Source organism: Paenibacillus sp. MAH-35 (assembly GCF_058135425.1).
The window spans coordinates 95,575-114,364 of sequence record NZ_JBYUPU010000008.1; the positions used below are offsets into that span (position 1 = coordinate 95,575).

16 protein-coding genes are annotated in these 18,790 nt (G+C 55.0%); 2 read left to right on the forward strand and 14 right to left on the reverse strand.

Translation table 11 applies throughout. The features are described 5' to 3' along the window. Positions 1-183: 183 nt before the first annotated feature. The 7 genes from AC3Y2E_RS11025 to AC3Y2E_RS11055 all read right to left on the reverse strand — a co-directional run bounded on the left by AC3Y2E_RS11025 (position 184) and on the right by AC3Y2E_RS11055 (position 7,256). Positions 184-1,635 (reverse strand): SulP family inorganic anion transporter, encoded by a 1,452-nt coding sequence (locus AC3Y2E_RS11025; RefSeq protein ID WP_379210088.1) that lies wholly within the window; start codon positions 1,633-1,635, stop codon positions 184-186. Positions 1,636-1,948: 313 nt separating this feature from the next. Beyond that, on the reverse strand, positions 1,949-2,746 hold the full coding sequence (locus AC3Y2E_RS11030) for a DUF4184 family protein (RefSeq protein ID WP_379210090.1): 798 nt from the start codon (positions 2,744-2,746) through the stop codon (positions 1,949-1,951). A 146-nt stretch (positions 2,747-2,892) separates the two neighbouring features. Then, the gene (gene map / locus AC3Y2E_RS11035; RefSeq protein WP_379210092.1) at positions 2,893-3,645 is read right to left on the reverse strand and encodes a type I methionyl aminopeptidase; all 753 of its coding nucleotides are present in this window, start codon (positions 3,643-3,645) and stop codon (positions 2,893-2,895) included. Between the two features lie 30 nt (positions 3,646-3,675). Then, the gene (locus AC3Y2E_RS11040; protein ID WP_379210094.1) at positions 3,676-4,314 is read right to left on the reverse strand and encodes a serine/threonine-protein kinase; all 639 of its coding nucleotides are present in this window, start codon (positions 4,312-4,314) and stop codon (positions 3,676-3,678) included. 140 nt (positions 4,315-4,454) lie between these two features. Continuing rightward, positions 4,455-5,831, reverse strand: a complete 1,377-nt coding sequence (locus tag AC3Y2E_RS11045; protein WP_379210096.1) for a sensor histidine kinase — start codon at positions 5,829-5,831, stop codon at positions 4,455-4,457. Next, the gene (locus AC3Y2E_RS11050; RefSeq protein WP_379210098.1) at positions 5,828-6,535 is read right to left on the reverse strand and encodes a response regulator transcription factor; all 708 of its coding nucleotides are present in this window, start codon (positions 6,533-6,535) and stop codon (positions 5,828-5,830) included. The genes AC3Y2E_RS11045 and AC3Y2E_RS11050 overlap by 4 nt, the downstream gene beginning before the upstream one ends. Positions 6,536-6,635: 100 nt before the next feature. Further along, positions 6,636-7,256 (reverse strand): phosphatase PAP2 family protein, encoded by a 621-nt coding sequence (locus tag AC3Y2E_RS11055; RefSeq protein ID WP_379210100.1) that lies wholly within the window; start codon positions 7,254-7,256, stop codon positions 6,636-6,638. A gap of 155 nt (positions 7,257-7,411) precedes the next feature. Between AC3Y2E_RS11055 and AC3Y2E_RS11060 the strand changes: the two genes are divergently transcribed. Continuing rightward, positions 7,412-8,278, forward strand: a complete 867-nt coding sequence (locus AC3Y2E_RS11060) for a class I SAM-dependent methyltransferase (protein ID WP_379210102.1) — start codon at positions 7,412-7,414, stop codon at positions 8,276-8,278. A 128-nt stretch (positions 8,279-8,406) separates the two neighbouring features. Here AC3Y2E_RS11060 and AC3Y2E_RS11065 read toward each other — a convergent pair whose 3' ends face one another. Beyond that, complete coding sequence (locus AC3Y2E_RS11065; RefSeq protein WP_190924989.1) at positions 8,407-8,811, reverse strand: MarR family winged helix-turn-helix transcriptional regulator; 405 nt, start codon at positions 8,809-8,811, stop codon at positions 8,407-8,409. 251 nt (positions 8,812-9,062) lie between these two features. Here AC3Y2E_RS11065 and AC3Y2E_RS11070 point away from each other — a divergent pair, with 251 nt between their 5' ends. After that, positions 9,063-9,233 (forward strand): hypothetical protein, encoded by a 171-nt coding sequence (locus AC3Y2E_RS11070; RefSeq protein WP_190924991.1) that lies wholly within the window; start codon positions 9,063-9,065, stop codon positions 9,231-9,233. Here the strand turns inward: AC3Y2E_RS11070 and gyrA are convergent. The 6 genes from gyrA to AC3Y2E_RS11100 all read right to left on the reverse strand — a co-directional run bounded on the left by gyrA (position 9,230) and on the right by AC3Y2E_RS11100 (position 18,294). Then, positions 9,230-11,674 (reverse strand): DNA gyrase subunit A, encoded by a 2,445-nt coding sequence (gene gyrA, locus AC3Y2E_RS11075; RefSeq protein ID WP_379210105.1) that lies wholly within the window; start codon positions 11,672-11,674, stop codon positions 9,230-9,232. The two genes, AC3Y2E_RS11070 and gyrA, sit on opposite strands and share 4 nt — an antisense overlap. Positions 11,675-11,855: 181 nt before the next feature. Continuing rightward, complete coding sequence (gene parE, locus AC3Y2E_RS11080) at positions 11,856-13,793, reverse strand: DNA topoisomerase IV subunit B (RefSeq protein WP_332071187.1); 1,938 nt, start codon at positions 13,791-13,793, stop codon at positions 11,856-11,858. A gap of 286 nt (positions 13,794-14,079) precedes the next feature. Further along, positions 14,080-15,078 carry an ABC transporter permease gene (locus AC3Y2E_RS11085; protein ID WP_223836370.1) on the reverse strand — a complete coding sequence of 333 codons (999 nt, stop codon included), beginning with the start codon at positions 15,076-15,078 and terminating at the stop codon, positions 14,080-14,082. After that, complete coding sequence (locus tag AC3Y2E_RS11090; protein ID WP_379210108.1) at positions 15,071-16,036, reverse strand: ABC transporter ATP-binding protein; 966 nt, start codon at positions 16,034-16,036, stop codon at positions 15,071-15,073. Before AC3Y2E_RS11090 ends, AC3Y2E_RS11085 begins: the two co-directional genes overlap by 8 nt. Positions 16,037-16,048: 12 nt before the next feature. After that, positions 16,049-16,849, reverse strand: coding sequence for a GDSL-type esterase/lipase family protein (locus tag AC3Y2E_RS11095; RefSeq protein WP_379210110.1), 801 nt, complete (start codon positions 16,847-16,849; stop codon positions 16,049-16,051). Between the two features lie 161 nt (positions 16,850-17,010). Next, entirely contained in the window at positions 17,011-18,294 is a 1,284-nt protein-coding gene (locus AC3Y2E_RS11100; RefSeq protein ID WP_379210112.1) for a glycoside hydrolase family 18 protein, read from the reverse strand. Positions 18,295-18,790 lie beyond the last annotated feature (496 nt).

The window sequence follows — 18,790 nt, forward strand, 5'->3', positions numbered from 1 at the left end:
AGCTTCGCATGATTTCCTGAGCCTGAATGAAGAAAAGCTTCTGCACAGGCGGCAGCTTTTCTCGTTGTTTAGGTCATGACGAGCCCCTACAACTACCAATAAGGACTCCCTACAAAAAAGAATCCCTCCCGGACATCGCATCAAGGATGCGTCCGGAACGGATTCTTTTTTTGCTGGCGTTCATTAGGGATTGGCCGGAACAGCCAGCCCCAGCTTGTCGACGAGCTGCCGGCTTTGTTCGTTAAGCCCGACGAGTTGTACCTGTTTACCCGCTTGCGCATATTTGGCTTGTACTTTGGCTATCGCCTTAACCGCCGACTGGTCCCACACATGCGAATGCGCAAAGTCGATCCGCACGATATCGGGGTCTTCCGTTACTGCAAACAAATCGGCGAACGGATACACCGTTCCGAAGAACAGCTGCCCGTACACCGTATAGGTGCGGACGCCTTGATGCTCGGAGGCGGTCGTCCGGATCGATGCCATTTTCCACGCAAATATAATCGCGCTTAGTACCACCCCGGCAATAACTCCTTTGGACAAATCATGAGTGACGACGACAATCGCCACGGTTGCGATCATAACGACCGCATCGCCAAGCGGAACTTTACGAAGCTCCGTTAAGGAACGCCAGTCAAACGTGCCGATCGAGACCATAAACATGACGCCGACGAGAGCGGCCATCGGAATTTGCTTCACTACATTCCCGAGCACGAGGATGAGAAAAAGCAGGAACATACCGGCCACGAACGTGGACAGCCTCGTTCGCCCTCCCGATTTGACGTTGATAACCGACTGTCCGATCATCGCGCAGCCCGCCATGCCGCCGAAGAAGCCGGTCACCACGTTGGCAATGCCCTGGCCTTTGACTTCCCGGTTTTTATCGCTTGGCGTATTCGTCATCTCGTCCACAATCGTTGCCGTAAGCAGCGATTCCATAATGCCGACTAGCGCCAGCGAGAACGAATACGGCAGCACGATCCACAATGTGTCCAGCGTGACCGGAACTTGCGGAAGATGAAATACCGGCAGCGAACTGGAAATAGTCCCCATATCACCGACCGTTTTCACATCGATTCCCGTTCCGATCACAATCGCCGATATGACGATAATCGCTGCTAATGCCGAAGGGAACGCCTTCGTTAATCGGGGAAGAAGATAGATGATGGCCAGCGTCGCGGCGACGAGCACATACATCAGCCAGCCCTCTCCTGCAAAATGCGTCAGTTGCGCCATAAAGATCAAAATCGCCAAAGCGTTGACAAATCCGGTCAAAACCGAATGGGGTACGAACGTAATCAGCTTGCCGATTCGCAGAACGCCCATCAACACCTGCAATATCCCGGTGACTACCGTAGCCGCGAACAAATACTCGACTCCATGCTGCTTCACCAATGTAACCATCACAAGCGCCATCGCTCCGGTCGCCGCCGAGATCATCGCGGGCCTGCCTCCTACAAATGCGATAATGACGGCGATGCAAAACGAGGCATACAACCCGACCATCGGGTCCACGCCCGCAATGAGCGAGAACGCGATCGCCTCCGGAATGAGCGCCAAAGCAACCGTAATGCCGGACAACACGTCGGCTCTCACGGTCGATACGTTCCAACTATTCAATTTTCCGCCAAACACAGATAAAACTCCCCCTCTTATCGTTGTATCGTTGACTTTCCACTCTCAGAAAAGTCGGGTCCGATGTTCGCCAGTAGCCATTATACATAAAACGTTCGGATGGGACGAGTCCGGCAGTATCGAATGAAAGCGCTTGTATAATCGTTATTCTAACTAATCCTCTTGCTTACGAATTATTTCCGACTGATTCGTCTGCACGCGTAGGCCGAGCCAAGCCAAACACCAATAGACGCTCCCTGAACCACTTCTGAAGTGGATAGGAAGCGTCTCCCGCAGCAGTATGGACTCCAGTCGAACTTGGAGCAACTTGACCTCAGCTCCCGGCGCCTTGTTTCCGGTCCGCCCGGGGCCTTCTCCTGCGCGCCGTAAGAAACACCGCCGAAGCGGTTATGAATCCGATCACCGCTCCCGTTACCGAAGCGACGGATACAATCATCAATCCATACCTGCGATACCCGGTATCGTACAGCAGCAGGCCCAGCGCCGTAGCGCCGAACAAAAACAACAGAACGACCGACCAATAACCGGTCTTCGCCGGTCCGGATATAAATTCCGGTATACGGATCTTATCACGTCTGCGATATAAAAAAGCAACAAACACCAGCAGCTCAATCGCCACGCAGACGACAGACAATCCGAACTGGAGCAGCAGGCTGGTGGACCCGAATCCGGGCAGCAGCCAATGAACGAACACCGTCGTATACGGATACATCAAGCCCCCTTTATGGGTAAACCCGTCCAGAAACAGATGGCTGATCATGCCGACAACGATGGAAACGACCAGAATCGTCCAGGCTCTCGCCCCCGCAATGCGCCATCCCCGTTCCACGTAAGGATACAGAATCCGATCAAGCGGCCGCGGCAGATGAATAACCAGCCCCGGAAATACTAGCTTGTGAAAGAGATAACACATCAGGATGGAAACCGGCAACCCGATCGTCAGCATCCCCAGCGGAGAATGACCGAAACCGGTATCGGCCGGCCGGAGCACGACGAAATTCATCAAATCCGGCGCCAGCGTTCCCGCTACGAGACCGGTTCTATTGAACTTGTTCGGAAAAAGCTTGTCGATCGCGATAGCCGTTATCGGATGAGCGGGCGTGTAAGGCATCAAGCACCTCCGGCAGCAAAATCGGGGACGGCATTATCAGGATAAGGCGCCGATACAAATCGTATCAAATCCTGTTTTATCTGTCAAATCCGATCCGCTTCCTTATCATTACGTCTTTAACCGCTAATCGCGCTTATCCCTAGCGGTCAGACGGTCAGCACTACAGGCCCCTCGCTGGTCACCACAACCGTATGCTCGAATTGCGCGACGAGACTGCCGTCCGGCGTCCGGATCGTCCAGCCGTCCTGTTCCTCCAAGACGTATTCCGCACCTGTGGACAAAAACGTTTCGATGGCGACCACGACACCGTTCTGAAGCAGCCGTCCATCCTTTTTATTCTCAAAATTCACGATATCGCCCGGCTCCTCGTGAAGCTTTCTCCCTACACCGTGCCCGGCCAGATTGCGAATGACCGTAAACCCGCTTCGGCGGGCTTCGCGTTCGATCGCTTTGCCGATCCGGTTCAGCTTCGCCCCCGGCTTCGCTTCCGCGATCGCCAGATCCAGCGCAGTCCGCGAGCTGTCGACCAGCCGCCGCTTCAGCTCCGTATTCGAACCGTCCCCTTCAACGACGATCGTAGCTCCGGTATCGGCGTAATACCCGTCCAGCTCGGCCGACACGTCTACGTTGACCATATCGCCCGTGCGGATTTTTCTGCGCCCCGGGATGCCGTGTGCGGCGACGTCGTTCAGGCTGATGCACGTCACACCCGGAAAATTATAGGTTTTGCGCGGAGCGGAGACGGCTCCGTGCTCCTTCAACACCGATTCGCCGATCGCATCCAGCTCGGCCGTCGTCATACCGGGACGAACCGAACACAGCATCGTGTCGCGCGCCATCGCCACAATCCGGCCGATTCGTCTAAGTCCCGCCCAGTCTTTCTCATTCTCAACTGTCATCGCACTACCTCCCACTGCCTATGTTTCGGATCAGGAGCTGCCTCTTTTGCGGATAATCCGGTACCCCTTGCGCAGCATATTCAGCAGCGGATGCGGGATCGGAACCGTCACGCGCAGCAGAAGCGGCTTATAAAACAAATTATACATCCTTTTGAAATCGTCCCACATCGCACAGTGCTCGTCTTTCAGAAAATCCGATACGTCCAGAACCGCTCCGCGTCCGTCGATCATCATCACATTTTTGCCGTGAACGTCGTGCGGATTAAGCCCTTGCTTCCGCGCATAATCGAGCGCCTTATCGATATCGGTAATAACCCGCTCCGGAATCCGGATTCCTCTTCGCAAACATTCGTACAACGTCACTCCGGTAAGCCGCTTTAGAACGAGAAACGTATCGTCTGCATAATAACATTCCGAATAGGCCGGATGACGCCCCAGTTTCCGATATACCTGGATCTCATCGGGCAGTCCGGGACGGCCTTCGGCATAAATTTTGACGACTTTGTCCGGCTCAGCCGGATGGAGCAGTACCGCCGCATAATTGCCGGCGCCAACTACCCTCCACGGCTTGGGTACGAAGACTACTTCAACCGGTTCGTACGGATCCAAACTGCGGATACTCAGCTGCGGCAACAGCTCGTCTTTCACCTGTTTCACATACAGTATCATCAGCAACACACTCTCCCGGACATCACACGGCCGCCGCATGCCGGACATCCTAATCAGCTACCGGTTTCCCGGTACTAGAATTATCCGGCAAATTCGCGCTTCCGTCAATTCTCCTCCGGATAAAATGAGCGCTTGTACGGTTACGGCGCAGTCAAACCGCCCGAGTCTAACGGGATCGATACGGCCACTCTCGTACCGGCGCCAAGCCGGCTTCGCACTGCAATCGTGCCCCCGTGGCGGCTCACAATATTTTTGGCGATCGACAGACCGAGCCCGAAGCCGCCGGTATGCCGTTCCCGGGCATGGTCGACCCGGTAAAACCGGTCGAAGATGTAGGGAAGCTCCTTCTCCTCAAATCCGATCCCCCGGTCCTCCACCTCGAACCGGACCGTCTGCTCATGGGAAGCGACCCGGATTCGTACCGGCTTGGAGCTGTACTTCACGGCGTTATCCAGCAAGATGATCAGCAGCTGTCTAAGCTTCTCCGGATCGCCGGTCATCGGGATGGACTTCGCTTCGCATTCCACCTCGATCCGCCGCTGAAACCCGATCTCCATCGCCGCCGCCGCCGCACGGATGACCGCCAGCATGTCCATCGGCTGCGGCTTCAGCCGGTCCTCCCTTTCCGTATCCGCAAGCTGCATCAGCGCCTCTACCAAACCTTTAAGCCGGTTCGCCTCGTCTTGAATCGCTTCCACCGCTTCGTCCCGCAGCGCGGGATCTTTGCCGCCCCATCTTCGGAGCATGTCGGCATAACTTGCGATAATGGTCAGCGGCGTTCTCAGCTCGTGTGAAGCGTCGACGACGAATCTTTTCTGCTTCAGCACCTGCTCCTCCAGACGGGCGATCATCTCGTTGAACGTAGTGCCGATTTTGCCAAGCTCATCGGTTTTGTTCGTAAACCCGTCGTCGAGTTTACGGAACGTGCCGCTTTGCTGAATCATGTGCATCGTATTGTACAGCTGCCGGAGCGGTAAAAATATAAACCGGGAATAAAAAAAGCTGCCGATCACCGAGATCATAACCGCCCCGACCGAGGCGAGGACGATGGCAGACAACAACACATCCATATAATCGTTCCACCGGTGAAGCAGCCGCCCAATCTCCAGCACGCCGATTTGTTCATTTTGGGTCTGGATCGGCACGAGCACATACATATACCGGAGCCGGTCGATCCGCTTGATCAGAAACAGCCTGCGATCGACAACTTGAGGCGGCTTAAGCGCGATCGCCTCGTTGTTCAGCAACTGCACCTTCACCTTGCCGTCCATGCCGACGATCCGGATCATCTCGTCGCTGACATGAAACTCGGCGAACAGCTTATTCGGACTGCGCCAGTTTTTCGGATCGAGCACCTGCTTGTTTTCGAGAATCGACTTCGCCTTGGTCAGCATCAGCTCTTTCTCGCTTTTCGTCGTAATGTTGATGACGAACCAATACAGGAACCCGCCGAACAGCACGAGGATGAACACGAGCCAGGCCGAGGATAACACCATTAACCGGACGCGGAGACTCATGTCGTCTTCTCGCCCTCAGACGGGTCTTTCATGTAATAGCCGACCCCCCGGCTCGTCTGGATCAGCTTCGTTTTATGGCCTTCGTCCACCTTCTGCCTCAAATAACGTACGTACACGTCGACCAGATTCGTATCCCCGGCGAACTCGAATCCCCAAACGTCCGCCAGTATCTGTTCCCTGGACAGAACCGTTCCCGCATGCTTCATAAAATAAAGCAGCAGCTCGAACTCCCGGGGAGTCAGTTCAATGTTCGCACCGCTCCGGACTACCGTTCTCGTCAGGGCATCGAGAGTCAGATCGTCGACCCGGTACGTCTGCTCCTTTCCTTCGGCCTTCAGCCTCGACGAGCGGATCAGTCCGCGCACCCGCGCCATCAGCTCTTCGATAGCAAACGGCTTCGTCACATAATCGTTGGCGCCGAGGTCCAGACCGCTGACCTTGTCCGGAACCGAATCCCGGGCGGTGAGCATGATGACGGGGACCGTCTTGTTCGTCTTGCGCAAGTTCTCAAGCACTTCCAGCCCGTCCATACCCGGCAGCATAATATCCAGCAGGATCATATCCCAGGCGCCTGTCTGCGCCAGCTTGAGCCCTTCCGGCCCCGTCTTGGCCAGCGTGACCTCATATTGCTCGTGCCGCAGCTCCAGCTCCAGCACCCGGGCAATTTTCTTCTCGTCTTCCACCAGCAATACTTTACCGCTCATAGCTCCTCCGCGATCCGTCACATGTCCTAAGAATCCCTTCCGCTTCCACTTGCAGGGTCTTATTCCCATTGTTCCCGACCGGGACGGTTGTAATTCCTGATTAGGACCGTCTGGACACGGCTCCGGCACATACAAGCATCCAGGCGCCGCCTATGGCAAATCCCGCGACGATATCACTCGGATAATGGACGCCCAGATAGATCCGGCTGATGCCGATCCCCAGGATGAGCAGGATGCCGGCCACGACGGTCGTATAAGCGGCTGCCTTGTTGCGCCTTCTCCATTGCCGGTACAGCAAATAAACGATCAGGCCGTAGAACGACGCCGACATGAGCGCATTCCCGCTCGGAAAGCTGTAGCCCGCCGCTTCGATCAAAGCGTCGGCAGTTGGACGCGGCCGCTCGAATACACTCTTCAGCCCTTTGTACAAGCCGAAGGCGACAGCCAGGTTCATGACGAGTATAAGCGGTTCGAGCCGTTTCCTGAACGTAAAGACGAACAAGGCGGCAAACACAACCAGCAAAAGCGAGAATACCGTCGTGGACACCAGCGGGGAAAAAGCTTTGAACACTATGGTCAGACCGTCTGACCTCCAGCCTCTAATCCAGTTTCCGACCGCCTCGTCGAAGGCGGTCGGACCGTCCTTGCGCATCGTAGCCGCAATAACCGCAAACAAAACGAGCAACGCTACAGAACCGATCCAGTAGTTCCGTCCTTTCATTCCTAACCCTTCTTTCTTAGTTATCCGTAAAAATTTCAACTCCATGCTATCACAGATCGGCGTCTGTGAACAGAACGGAAAAGGAGAGTGGATATCGGCTTCCTTCATGATGTAGAATAGAGTGGAACCTTAAGATGAAAGAAGGATTGTGCCGCATGTTTTACGCAAACGATTGGAAAGATTACGAATTGCTGGACACCGGAGACGGGGACAAGCTTGAACGTTGGGGCGATGTCGTATTAAGACGACCGGACCCGCAAATCATATGGCCAATCCGCAAAGAGACGGGCGCCTGGAAAAACGCGGACGCTCATTACCACCGCAGCAGCTCCGGCGGAGGACAATGGGAGACGAAGCGCGAGCTGCCGGAGCGTTGGGTGATCGGGTATGACAAGTTATCCTTTTACATAAAACCGACCGGTTTCAAGCACACGGGACTATTTCCGGAGCAGGCGGTAAACTGGCGGTGGATGATGGACAAAATCGCTTCGGCCGGCAGACCGGTCAAAGTCCTCAACCTGTTCGCCTATACGGGCGGGGCGACCGTTGCCTGCGCGTCCGCAGGCGCCGAAGTGTGTCATGTCGACGCGTCCAAGGGTGTCGTCCAGTGGGCGAAGGAGAACGTACAGCTGTCCGGACTCAGTCAGAAGCCGGTCCGGTTTATTACCGACGACGTGTTCAAATTCGTACAGCGCGAAGAACGCCGGGGCAACCGGTATGACGCCATCATTATGGACCCGCCATCCTATGGACGAGGCCCCGGCGGCGAAACGTGGAAGCTGGAGACGAATTTGTATCCGTTCGTCGAGTTTTGCGCCGGGATCTTGTCGGACAACCCGTTGTTCTTCCTGATTAATTCCTACACGACCGGGCTGTCTCCAACCGTCATGCATAACATCTTGTCGATGACCGTCGCCCGCAAATACGGAGGGACGATCACATGCGGAGAGATCGGGCTGCCGATCACCTCGTCGAAGCTGTTCCTGCCGGCCGGCATCCTCAGCCGATGGGAAAGCAAGTAATCGCATACACAAGGAAAGAAGCGTACAGGGCCTCTCCGCTGTGCGCTTCTTTCGTTTCCCTGATATGGAAATTCCAGACCGTCTGCTTCCTTGAACATGATTTCCGGGCTAGACCGGAATAGAATGGATTAATTAGCTACCTTGCCGAGCAAATACACGAGGAGCTGCTGATTATGAGACGAGATCCGGTCCAGCTGCGAGTGAATGAACTCATTGCGGAGCTCTACGCCGCGCGCGCACTCCGACTTTCCTTTCTCGGTCGGAATAATCCAGACGATCCGGCGGTCCTTCTCGTCGCGCTGACGCACGATCAGTTCGTTTTTCTCCATCCGGTCAAGCAGTGTCGTTACTGCAGCCGGGGTCGTATTCAGATGCTCCAGCAGATCGGACGGCTTCATCTGATCCTGGGCAAGCAGCACTTCAAGCACGTTTAACTGGCCTTCCGTAAGCGTCGGAGCAAGCTGCGTCTCCATGTATGTTCTCAAGTCTCTGCTGATTTTACTCCACAGCTTTACAAATTGGTTGGAATACAAATCATTCACCTCTCTTCAGCTTTGCGCGGGCAAAGCCGGCATGGGAAGCGCGGGGACGATCAACGATATCCGTTATGTTGCTACCTGTCTCTATTATAGCACCCGAGATTGTCGGATTAAAGGTTAATACTATTAATATTTTGCAACAGAAACCGGGGAAAGCTTTAACATTTTGATAGGTTTCAACATATGCTGAAGGATATGGCTCGCGGAACTTGGCGACTGGGAGCGATGAAGGAGGAAAACCCGAGATGGATCAGGCGCAAAAAGCGGAGATTGTCAAAAAAGCGTTAACCGAGGGCATAATAAACGACCCACAGTGGCTTCATAAGCTGGATGAGCCTATGCCCGCGTGGGCCGTTATCGAATTAATCGTCAAGCTGCTGGAAAAGCTCGATCCTCCGTACGATACGTACGATTAAAGCGGGACGGACCGTTTGATGACGGCAATGACCCGGTCCCCTTTGGCAACGGGAATCACCGGCTTGCCGGGCGATTTGCGATCCTCGATCGACGCCTCCTCGGTCGAGAAGGAGTGCTGGACGCCGCTTTGAAGAATCGCCGTCAGATGAAGCGCATGCTTGACAAAAAACACTTCCTGCAAAGTCGAACCGTTCGGTTTGACCCGTTTGCCTTCCTTGAATTCGAACGTGATGATCCCTTTGCCGCCCCGCCCTTGCACCGGGTAATCGAGCAGGAGCGAGCTTTTGGCGTATCCCAGATCAGTGACGACCCAGATTTCGCCTTCTTCGCCTTCCACCCACTGCGCCGCGATCACTTCGTCGTCATCCTTAAGCTGTATGCCCCTGACGCCCGCGGCCGCCCGGCCCATCGGATTCACTTCCATTTCCTTGAACCGGATGCTCATCCCGAGCCGGGTTACGATTAATATTTCTTTCGAGTTGTCGCTTAGCACGACATCGATCACTTCATCCGAATCGCTGAGCTTAATCGCAACGATTCCTCCGGAGCGGTTCGTGTAATACTCTTTCAGCTCCGTCCGTTTCACTTGCCCTTTTTTGGTAAGAAAGACGAACGATTTGCCGGGATCGTCAAACGACTTGATCGGAATGACGGAGATGATCCGGTCTTCTTTGGCGATCGGAATCACGTTCACGATCGCGGTCCCGTTCTCTTTCCATTTGTATTCCGGAATCTGATGGACCGGGAGCAGATAAGACAACCCTTTTTGCGTAAAAATAAGCAGGCTGTCGATCGTATTCACTTCCAGCAGATGGCGGATGAAGTCGCCTTCCTTGACGCCGGTGCTTTCGATCTCCCCGCCCGAGCGGGTAAACGACAGCATGCTCGTCCGCTTCAGGTAGCCGTCCTGCGACAATGTAACGAGCACGTCCTCCGGCGTCACCATCACTTCCAGGTTCACCTTCAGCTCCTCGATCTCTTCCTGGATATCCGATCTCCGGTTGATGCCGTACTTGTCGCGAATCTCCGTCATCTCTTCCTTGATGACAGCCATCAGCTTCTTCTCACTCGACAGCAGGCCGCGCAAATATTGAATCGTCTTCTGGATTTCCTTAAGCTCTTTCTCGAGCGACGTAATCTCCAGATTGGTCAACCGGTATAATTGCAGCGTTAGAATCGCATCGGCTTGCCGTTCGGTAAAGGCAAACTTCTCGATCAAGTTTTTTTGCGCGTCCTGGCGGTTTTTCGAGGAACGGATCGTTTCGATGACAGCGTCGAGAATGTTCAGCGCCTTGACGAGCCCTTCCAAAATATGCGCCCGATCCTCCGCCTTCTCCAGCTCGAACTGCGAGCGCCGGGTCAGCACTTCCTTCTGATGGGCGATGTATGCTTCCAGCATCTCTTTGACGCCAAGCTGCCTCGGCGTTTTGTTGACGATCGCCACCATGTTGAAGTTGTAGGCTACTTGCAGATCCGTCTTTTTCAGCAAATACGTCAAGATCCCTTGGGCATCCGCTTCCTTCTTCAGCTCGATGACGATGCGCAGACCGTTCCGCCCGCTCTCGTCGCGCACTTCGGCGATACCCTCGATCTTTTTCTCGATCCGGATATTCTCGATCGCCGTGACGAGCTTCGACTTCACGACCTGGTACGGAATCTCGGTAACCACAATCTGCTGACGGCCGCCCTTCATATCTTCAATCGCGGTTTTCGCGCGGATATAGATACGGCCTTTACCGGTCTGATACGCTTCCTTGATCCCTTCCGAGCCCATAATGATGCCGCCCGTCGGGAAATCCGGACCTTTCATGATCTGCATCAGCTGCTCAAGCGTCATGCTGGAATCATCGATCAGAGCGACGCAAGCGTTGATGACTTCGCGAAGGTTATGGGTCGGAATTTCCGTAGCGAAACCGGAGCTGATGCCGCTGACGCCGTTCACGAGCAAGTTCGGATAACGCGACGGGAGCACGGCAGGCTCCTTGGTCGTATTGTCGAAATTGTCCTTGAACAACACAGTCCGCTTGTCGATATCCCGCAGAAGCTCCATCGCGATCTGCGACAGTCTCGCTTCGGTATACCGCATCGCCGCCGCCGGATCATCGTCAAGCGAGCCCCAGTTGCCGTGCCCGTCGATCAGCGTATGCCCCATCTTCCACGGCTGTGCCATCCGGACCATACCTTCATAGATGGAGGAGTCTCCATGCGGGTGATAATTGCCCATGACGTCCCCGACCGTCTTGGCGGACTTGCGGTAAGGCTTGTCCGGTGTATTGCCGGCATCGTACATCGCATACAGGATGCGGCGCTGTACCGGCTTCAGACCGTCGCGGACGTCGGGAATCGCCCGGTCTTGAATAATATATTTGGAGTAGCGGCCAAACCTGTCGCCGACTACTTCTTCGAGGAATGCAGGCAAATGCTGTTCGGATGCGCTCAAGCTCGGATCACCTTCCTATCGATAATTAACAAACGCAAATTGGGATGCGAAAAGGGCGGAACGTTCCGGCTGATGCCGGCAGAAACGCGGAATAACTGTAAATTCGACGAATTTACAGCAAAAGCGCGACATCCGCGACCGATCTTCAAGGAGGTCGAGAAGCCGGTCGGATGCGGGCCTCCTACTCCTCGTATTCCGTAAAATCTACATTTTCGATAATCCACCGTTTGCGCGGGTCCACTTTATCGCCCATCAGTGTCGATACGCGGCGTTCGGCTTTGGCCGCATCTTCGATCTGCACTTGCAGCAGCGTCCGCTGCTCGGGGTCCATCGTCGTCTCCCACAGCTGATCCGGATTCATCTCGCCGAGTCCTTTGTAACGCTGCAGCTCGACGTTTTTCCCCATTTCCTTTACAATCGCCGCAAGCTGTTCGTCGGAGTATGCGTACTTGACGACCGTCTGCTTCCCGGCCTTCTTGGACACCTTGAACAGCGGCGGCTGGGCGATGTACACCCGTCCGGCATCGAGCAGCGGCTTCATATACCGGTAGAAAAACGTCAGCAGCAGCACCTGGATGTGCGCGCCGTCCGTATCGGCATCGGTCATAATAATGACTTTGCCGTAATTGATTTCTTCGAGTTCGAAGTCGGACCCGACTCCCGCGCCGATCGCCGCGATGATCGCCTTGTACTCGTCGTTCTTCAGCACGTCGGCCAGCTTCGCCTTCTCCGGATTCATCGGTTTGCCCTTCAGCGGCAGCAGCGCCTGATGGCGCGAATCGCGTCCCTGCTTGGCCGAGCCGCCGGCGGAATCGCCCTCCACGATGAACAGCTCGTTGCGCATATGGTCTTTGGATTGCGCCGGCGTAAGCTTACCGCCCAGATTGGAGCTTTCACTTTTTCCTTTTTTGCCGTTGCGCACTTCTTCCCTAGCTTTTCGCGCCGCTTCCCTCGCCTTGGCGGACTGCACCGCCTTGCGGAGCAGCAATTGGGCGACTTGCGGATTTTCCTCGAGAAAAACCGCCATCTTCTCCATCACGACGGCATCGACCGCACTGCGCGCCGATGCGCTGCCGAGCTGGTCTTTCGTCTGGCCGACGAATTCGACCTCGCCCATCTTGATGTTGATGACGATCATCATGCCTTCGCGGAGATCGACGCCTTCCAGGTTTTTATCTTTTTCTTTCAGCAGCCCCGCTTTTCTCGCATATTCGTTCATGATCCGGGTGAAAGCGGTTTTAAAGCCCGTCTCGTGCGTACCGCCCCCGCGTGTCGGAATCGAGTTGACGAACGAAGCGATCGTTTCGGTATACCCGTCGTTATACTGGAACGCCACCTCGACCTCGATCTCGTCCTTCTCCGCCACAAAATGGATCACATCGTGCAGAACCGTCTTGTCCTCGTTCAAAAATTGGACGAACTGTTTCGCTCCGCCCGCATATTCGAACGTCTCCTCGTTGCCCGAACGTTCGTCCTTCAAATGGACTTTCAGTCCGGAGTTCAGGAAAGCGATCTCCTGCAGCCGCTCCGATAACGTATCGTAATTAATCGTCGTCCCGCTCTGAAACACCCGTTTGTCCGGCTTGAACGTAATCTGCGTGCCGGAGCGGTTCGTATTGCCGAGCATCTGCAGGCCGGTTACCGGCTCTCCCACATGCTCCTTGCCCGATTCGTCCACCCAATACTCGAACCGCTGCCGGTGCGTCTTGCCGTCACGCCATATTTCCACTTCCAGCCATTCGGACAACGCGTTCGTAACCGAAGCGCCGACGCCGTGAAGCCCCCCGGATTTCTTATATCCGCTGCCGCCGAACTTGCCGCCCGCATGCAGAATCGTAAATACGACCTGCGGAGTCGGTATCCCGGTCTTATGCATGCCTGTAGGAATTCCGCGGCCGTTATCGCGAACGGTTACGGACTGATCTTTATGTATAATGACATCGATCTTCGAGCAAAACTTCGCGAGATGCTCGTCAACCGCGTTGTCGACGATTTCCCAGATCAAATGGTGAAGCCCGGAAGCGCTTGTGCTCCCGATATACATGCCCGGCCTTTTGCGGACAGCCGTTAGCCCCTCGAGTACCTGAATATCGTCCGCATCGTAACCGGAAGAAAGCACGTCCGATGACGCGCCTGCGGCCGGCTGTTTATTCGTGGCAGCCTTAGCGCTTCCCGCTTGTTTCTCTGCGGAAGCTTTGCCGCCGTTACCCGATTTGCCGCCCGGCGAAGCAGGCGCCGTTTTTTTACCGTCCGATGACGCCGGTGCCGAAAACAAGTCCAACTGCTGCTCTGACAATCCGCGTGCCCCCTATTCTTTCGTTTCTTTTGTGTCAGCTATTATGCATTATACTCAAAGCGGGCCGCTTTTACCATGCCCGCCTGAAAAGCGGCTCCGCCTGCAACTCCTAGTTCAAAATATCTTTTTTGGTGAATACCCAAAACGACACGATCAGCGACGCGATTCCCCATACCGCTAGAACGGTCATCGAGAAGGCGAGATCCATCCCCTCGATCGGCGGCAGCCTGCCGGACAAGTAGTCGGTCAGGGTCAGATTGACCATAAACAAATATTTGGCCGTCTCCCAGGACGATACCATGTTCGTCAAAATGTTGCCGGCGATCAGCACCGCCAGCATAATCCCCATCCCCGCCGCAGTGCTTCGCACGAGAACCGATACCATCAGCGACATGAATCCGACGATCAGCGCCGCGAACCAGACGAGTCCCATCTCCATGATGAGATAGAGCCATTGCGGCACGGGATGCACGTTCGACGCGTCGACCTCGGAACCGACGATCTTGAAGCCGGTAAACGACGGGAGCTGCCAGCCTCCGTAGCCGAATACGAGACCGGATATGAGATACGCCAGCAAAGCCGTCGCCAGAACGGTCAGCGATATGTAAAAGATGAGCGCGATATATTTGCTCGCCAGCACTTTCCATCTCTGGACCGGCCTCGTCAGCAGCAGCTTGATCGTCCCGGCGGAATGCTCCGAGGAGACGAGATCGGACGCGATCACCATCACCATCAGCGGGATGAACAGCCCGATCGCATTGGCAACGAACGTAGTCGTGAAGGTAACTCCGTTCGGTGCCTTCGGATCGACGTTTTTGTCCAAATAATATTGCAGCACCTTCACCTGGACGCGGATGTACTTTTTCCATTCCTCCGGCACCCGGTTGCTGGCCAGCCGGTTCGTATAGTCCTGAATTTGCTGCTGAGTAACGAGTCTCCAGTCTTGGGAGCCGAACTGCTTCTGGTTGTTTTGAGCCACTTTCATCTGTGCATACGTAAACATCGGAATAAGAGCAGCCAGCAGAAGCAATATGACGAGAAACCGTTTTTTCTTCCATATCTTGATCGTTTCGTTCTGAACCAATGGCAAGAGTCCGATGCTATTCAATGTTCTCCCCCTCCGTCAAACGCAAGAACAGCTCCTCCAGCGTCGGATGATGGATGCCGATCGAATAGACGCGAACGCGCGCCGCCACAAGTTTCTCGTTCCACTCGGGTATCCGCTCCTGCTCCATCCGCACGGTCAGCTTGCGTCCTCCCGCCGAATCCTCTCCGTCAAGTTCCGGATCAAGCCGGGCGGAATCGAGCACTTGAACGGACGGATCGGAAGCCAGAATCTCTCTGGCGCGTTCATACGGCTCGACATGCCAAACGATCGTGCTTCCCGACTGCTGAAGCAGCTCGTCCACTTCGCCGACGGCGATCACTTCACCGTGGCTGATGATCGCCACCCGATCGCACATTTGCTGGATCTCGCTTAACAGATGGCTGGATACGAACAAGCTTAGCCCTTCCGAGGCAAGCCTGCGGATAAACTCGCGCATTTCTTTGATTCCTTGCGGATCGAGGCCGTTGGTCGGTTCATCGAGAATGAGGAGGCTGGGCTGGCCCAGCAGAGCTTGCGCGATGCCGAGCCGCTGGCGCATGCCCAGCGAATACGTCTTGACCTTATCGTGGATGCGCTGGCCGAGTCCGACGATATCGGTAACCTCGCGAATCCGCTGTGCTCCGACGCCGGGAAGCATCCGGGCAAAATGCTCAAGATTCTCCCAGCCGGTCATATACGAATACAACTCGGGATTTTCGACGATACAGCCTACGTGTCTCAATGCGTCCGTTGGCTGCCTGGCTACATCGTAGCCGCCAAGCGTGATGCTCCCTTCGGTCGGTTTGATCAGCCCGACCAGCATCCGGATCGTAGTCGTTTTGCCGGAACCGTTCGGCCCAAGAAATCCGAATATTTCGCCGCGCCTGACATCGAACGATATCCCTTTAATAATGAGCCGGTTTTTAATCTTTTTCTTCAATTGATGGACGGACAGTACGACAGACGAATCCTGGCTCATGACCGGACCTCCCTATTCAAGCGCCTGCACGACGCGGTCTGCGATTCGCACATACCCTTCCTGGTTCGGGTGGAAGTGGTCGGTGTACATATACTTGTCGAATTGAAGCTGAAACAGGTCCATCGTCGGTACAAACACCATATTGGGGTACTTGTTCGCTACCCGGAACGCCGCATCGTTCCACTCCTGAATATGGACGGAAGCCGGGCGCATCTCCGGCAGATCATAAAACGGGTTGTACACGCCGACATACACGATCGTCGCCTTCGGATTCAGCTCCGCCAGCCGGGTTAAAATTTGCTCCAGCCGTTTTTGCGGCTCCGGCATCCGCTCCCGGATCTTGACCGGATCGAGCTCGTCCGTCTGCGAATTCATCACATCCCGGCCGATCGCGAACAGATCGTTGCCGCCCATCGTCAGCAGGACGATATCGGCCCGTTCGATGCCGTAAGGCACGCCTTTTGCGTTTTGCAGATCGTTAAGCAGCTGCCCGGTTGTGTACCCGTTAACGGCGTAATTGCCGATTACATTTACCTGTTTCTTCGTAGCGGCCGCCAGCTTGTCCTTCACGTTCTGGACATACCCTTTCCCGCTGACGTCACCGGTCCCGACCGTAAGCGAATCGCCGAGCGCCACGATATCCACTGTCGTCTTCGCCTCCGCCGCCGGCTGCTGCTGCGGCTGCTGTACGAAGTCGGCCGGCTTCGGGTTCATAATATCGTTCATCGCATACACGAGACCGCCGGCCATCAGAAGAGTGGATATCGCCGCCGTCGTGCCGATCGTTCTCCATAACGTTCGCGTCGATTTCAAGACGACCCCTCCCAAATAGTACGCGCGAAAATGGCGCTAACTTTAGAGTAAAGGTTCCGACTTTATTTTGCAAATCAAGCCTTTGAAAAAAAACCTTCCCGGATAAGGTCCGGAAAGGCTTTGCGCGAATACGGGTTATGAACTAGCGTCGTTGCCCGGAATTACTTAAGCGACTTGATCGTAAAATTCGCTTCGAGCAGCGCCCAATTTTGCGGGAAGCTTTGGCCGAGCACCCAATAGCTGATCCCGCGCAGCCCGTATTCCTTGATCAGGTCGAACTTCGCCTGCATGCTGCGCGCGTCCTCGAACCAGACGATATGCTCCTTCGCATCGTTGTCATAATACGAGAAGTGAGGAGCTTGAGCGGTATAATCGTACTGGATATAGGCGCCGACATCCCGGGCCAGCTCGACGGCCGCCTTCGGACTTAAGGTCGGGGCGAACTTGCCTCCTTTGACATACGGAAGCGTCCAATTGTAACCGTACAGAGGCGCTCCCATCATGATCTTGCCCGCCGGTATAACTGAGAGGGCGTATTCGAGCACGCTGCGTACTTGCGGGATCGGGGCTACAGCCATAGGCGGTCCGCCGGACCAGCCCCATTCGTAAGTCATAATGATGACAAAATCAACGATTTCGCCGTGCGCCGGATAATCGTGAGCTTCGTACCATTGCCCGGCCTGTTCCGCGCTGGTCTTCGGGGCAAGCGCCGTGGAGACGAGTTTTCCTTCCGCGTGAACGCGAGTCGTTATTTCTCTCAGGAAGGCGTTATACTTCTCCCGGTCGGCCGGATACATATGCTCGAAGTCGATATTCAGCGCATAAAACGACTTTCGTTTCATCGTCGCTATTACGTTGTCGATCAGGTTTTGCCGCGCTTCCGCATTATCGAATATCGCCCGCGCGGTGTCGGGGGTGAACGTCCCGCCTTCGAAGTTGGTGATGACCATCATCGGCACCGATGGGGTCGGCCGGATCGCAGCGAGCGCCGCTTCGTCGTTCGGAGCTTGGAGCGTCCCGTCCTTCTGGACGATATATTGGAAGATGCTGAAGTATGTAAGATAGTTTGCCGTCTCCGCTACGATACCCCGGTCCTTCTCCGCATTCGACGGCTGCAAGTAACCGTTCGTCTCGATTACCGGTCTGACCGGCTCCCCCGGGACGCGAAGACGCTGGCCGATATATAATCGGGACGGGTCGGTTATTTGGTTCGCTCTCATCAACTGATCGACGGAAGTGCCGTACTTGCCGGCAATCGTCCACAACGACTCTCCGGGCGCTACGACATGGACCCGATCTTTCGTAGGAATGACGAGCGCCTGACCGGCGACCAGTCTCGTCGGATCGTCGATTCCGTTTATTCGGGCGACTTCATCCGCCGTCACTCCATAACGTTTCGCAATCGCCCATAACGAATCGCCCGGCTTGACCACCTCGATTAACATAGATCTCCTCCCTCTTGTTCCGCGCTTTCAACTGCCGCAGTTTCCGCTCTAAGGCAAGCGTATTCGAAAGAGGCTCCGATATTGCCAGTCCTAATAAAAATAAATCGGGCGAAAGATAAGAAAGCTTGCAAACGAAGCCTTTTCCACGATGCTAACGCTAGCTGGCGCTAACTAGCCTTGATAGCGACGCTTGCTAACACTTACCAATCCTCGCTAACCTTTACCAACCTTTACTAGCACTTGCTAACACTTGCTAACACTTGCTAACCCAATAAGAGTCTTTGGCACCTATTTTCGGCAAATGGAGAAAACAGGGACGAATAGAGGCGGTTTGCACCCCTTATTTCAACCGACTGATGGGATGCGCACCCCTTTTGCGGATTTTAACAGTTTCAAACCGCTCTTATTCCGTCGCCAGGCCGGGTTTCGGATGAAATAGAGGGTACAAACCACTCCTATTTGTTTCCCTCTAGCCCATAGGCGGACACATAAAGTC

Bases quoted from the DNA above. Each gene is read 5' to 3' on its own strand.
- AC3Y2E_RS11030 (WP_379210090.1), bottom strand. From the start codon at position 2,746: ATGCCTTACACGCCCGCTCATCCGATAACGGCTATCGCGATCGACAAG.
- AC3Y2E_RS11090 (WP_379210108.1), bottom strand. From the start codon at position 16,036: ATGAGCCAGGATTCGTCTGTCGTACTGTCCGTCCATCAATTGAAGAAA.
- AC3Y2E_RS11070 (WP_190924991.1), top strand. From the start codon at position 9,063: ATGGATCAGGCGCAAAAAGCGGAGATTGTCAAAAAAGCGTTAACCGAG.
- AC3Y2E_RS11045 (WP_379210096.1), bottom strand. From the start codon at position 5,831: ATGAGTCTCCGCGTCCGGTTAATGGTGTTATCCTCGGCCTGGCTCGTG.
- map (WP_379210092.1), bottom strand. From the start codon at position 3,645: ATGACAGTTGAGAATGAGAAAGACTGGGCGGGACTTAGACGAATCGGC.
- AC3Y2E_RS11100 (WP_379210112.1), bottom strand. From the start codon at position 18,294: ATGTTAATCGAGGTGGTCAAGCCGGGCGATTCGTTATGGGCGATTGCG.
- AC3Y2E_RS11055 (WP_379210100.1), bottom strand. From the start codon at position 7,256: ATGAAAGGACGGAACTACTGGATCGGTTCTGTAGCGTTGCTCGTTTTG.
- AC3Y2E_RS11040 (WP_379210094.1), bottom strand. From the start codon at position 4,314: ATGATACTGTATGTGAAACAGGTGAAAGACGAGCTGTTGCCGCAGCTG.
- AC3Y2E_RS11060 (WP_379210102.1), top strand. From the start codon at position 7,412: ATGTTTTACGCAAACGATTGGAAAGATTACGAATTGCTGGACACCGGA.
- AC3Y2E_RS11050 (WP_379210098.1), bottom strand. From the start codon at position 6,535: ATGAGCGGTAAAGTATTGCTGGTGGAAGACGAGAAGAAAATTGCCCGG.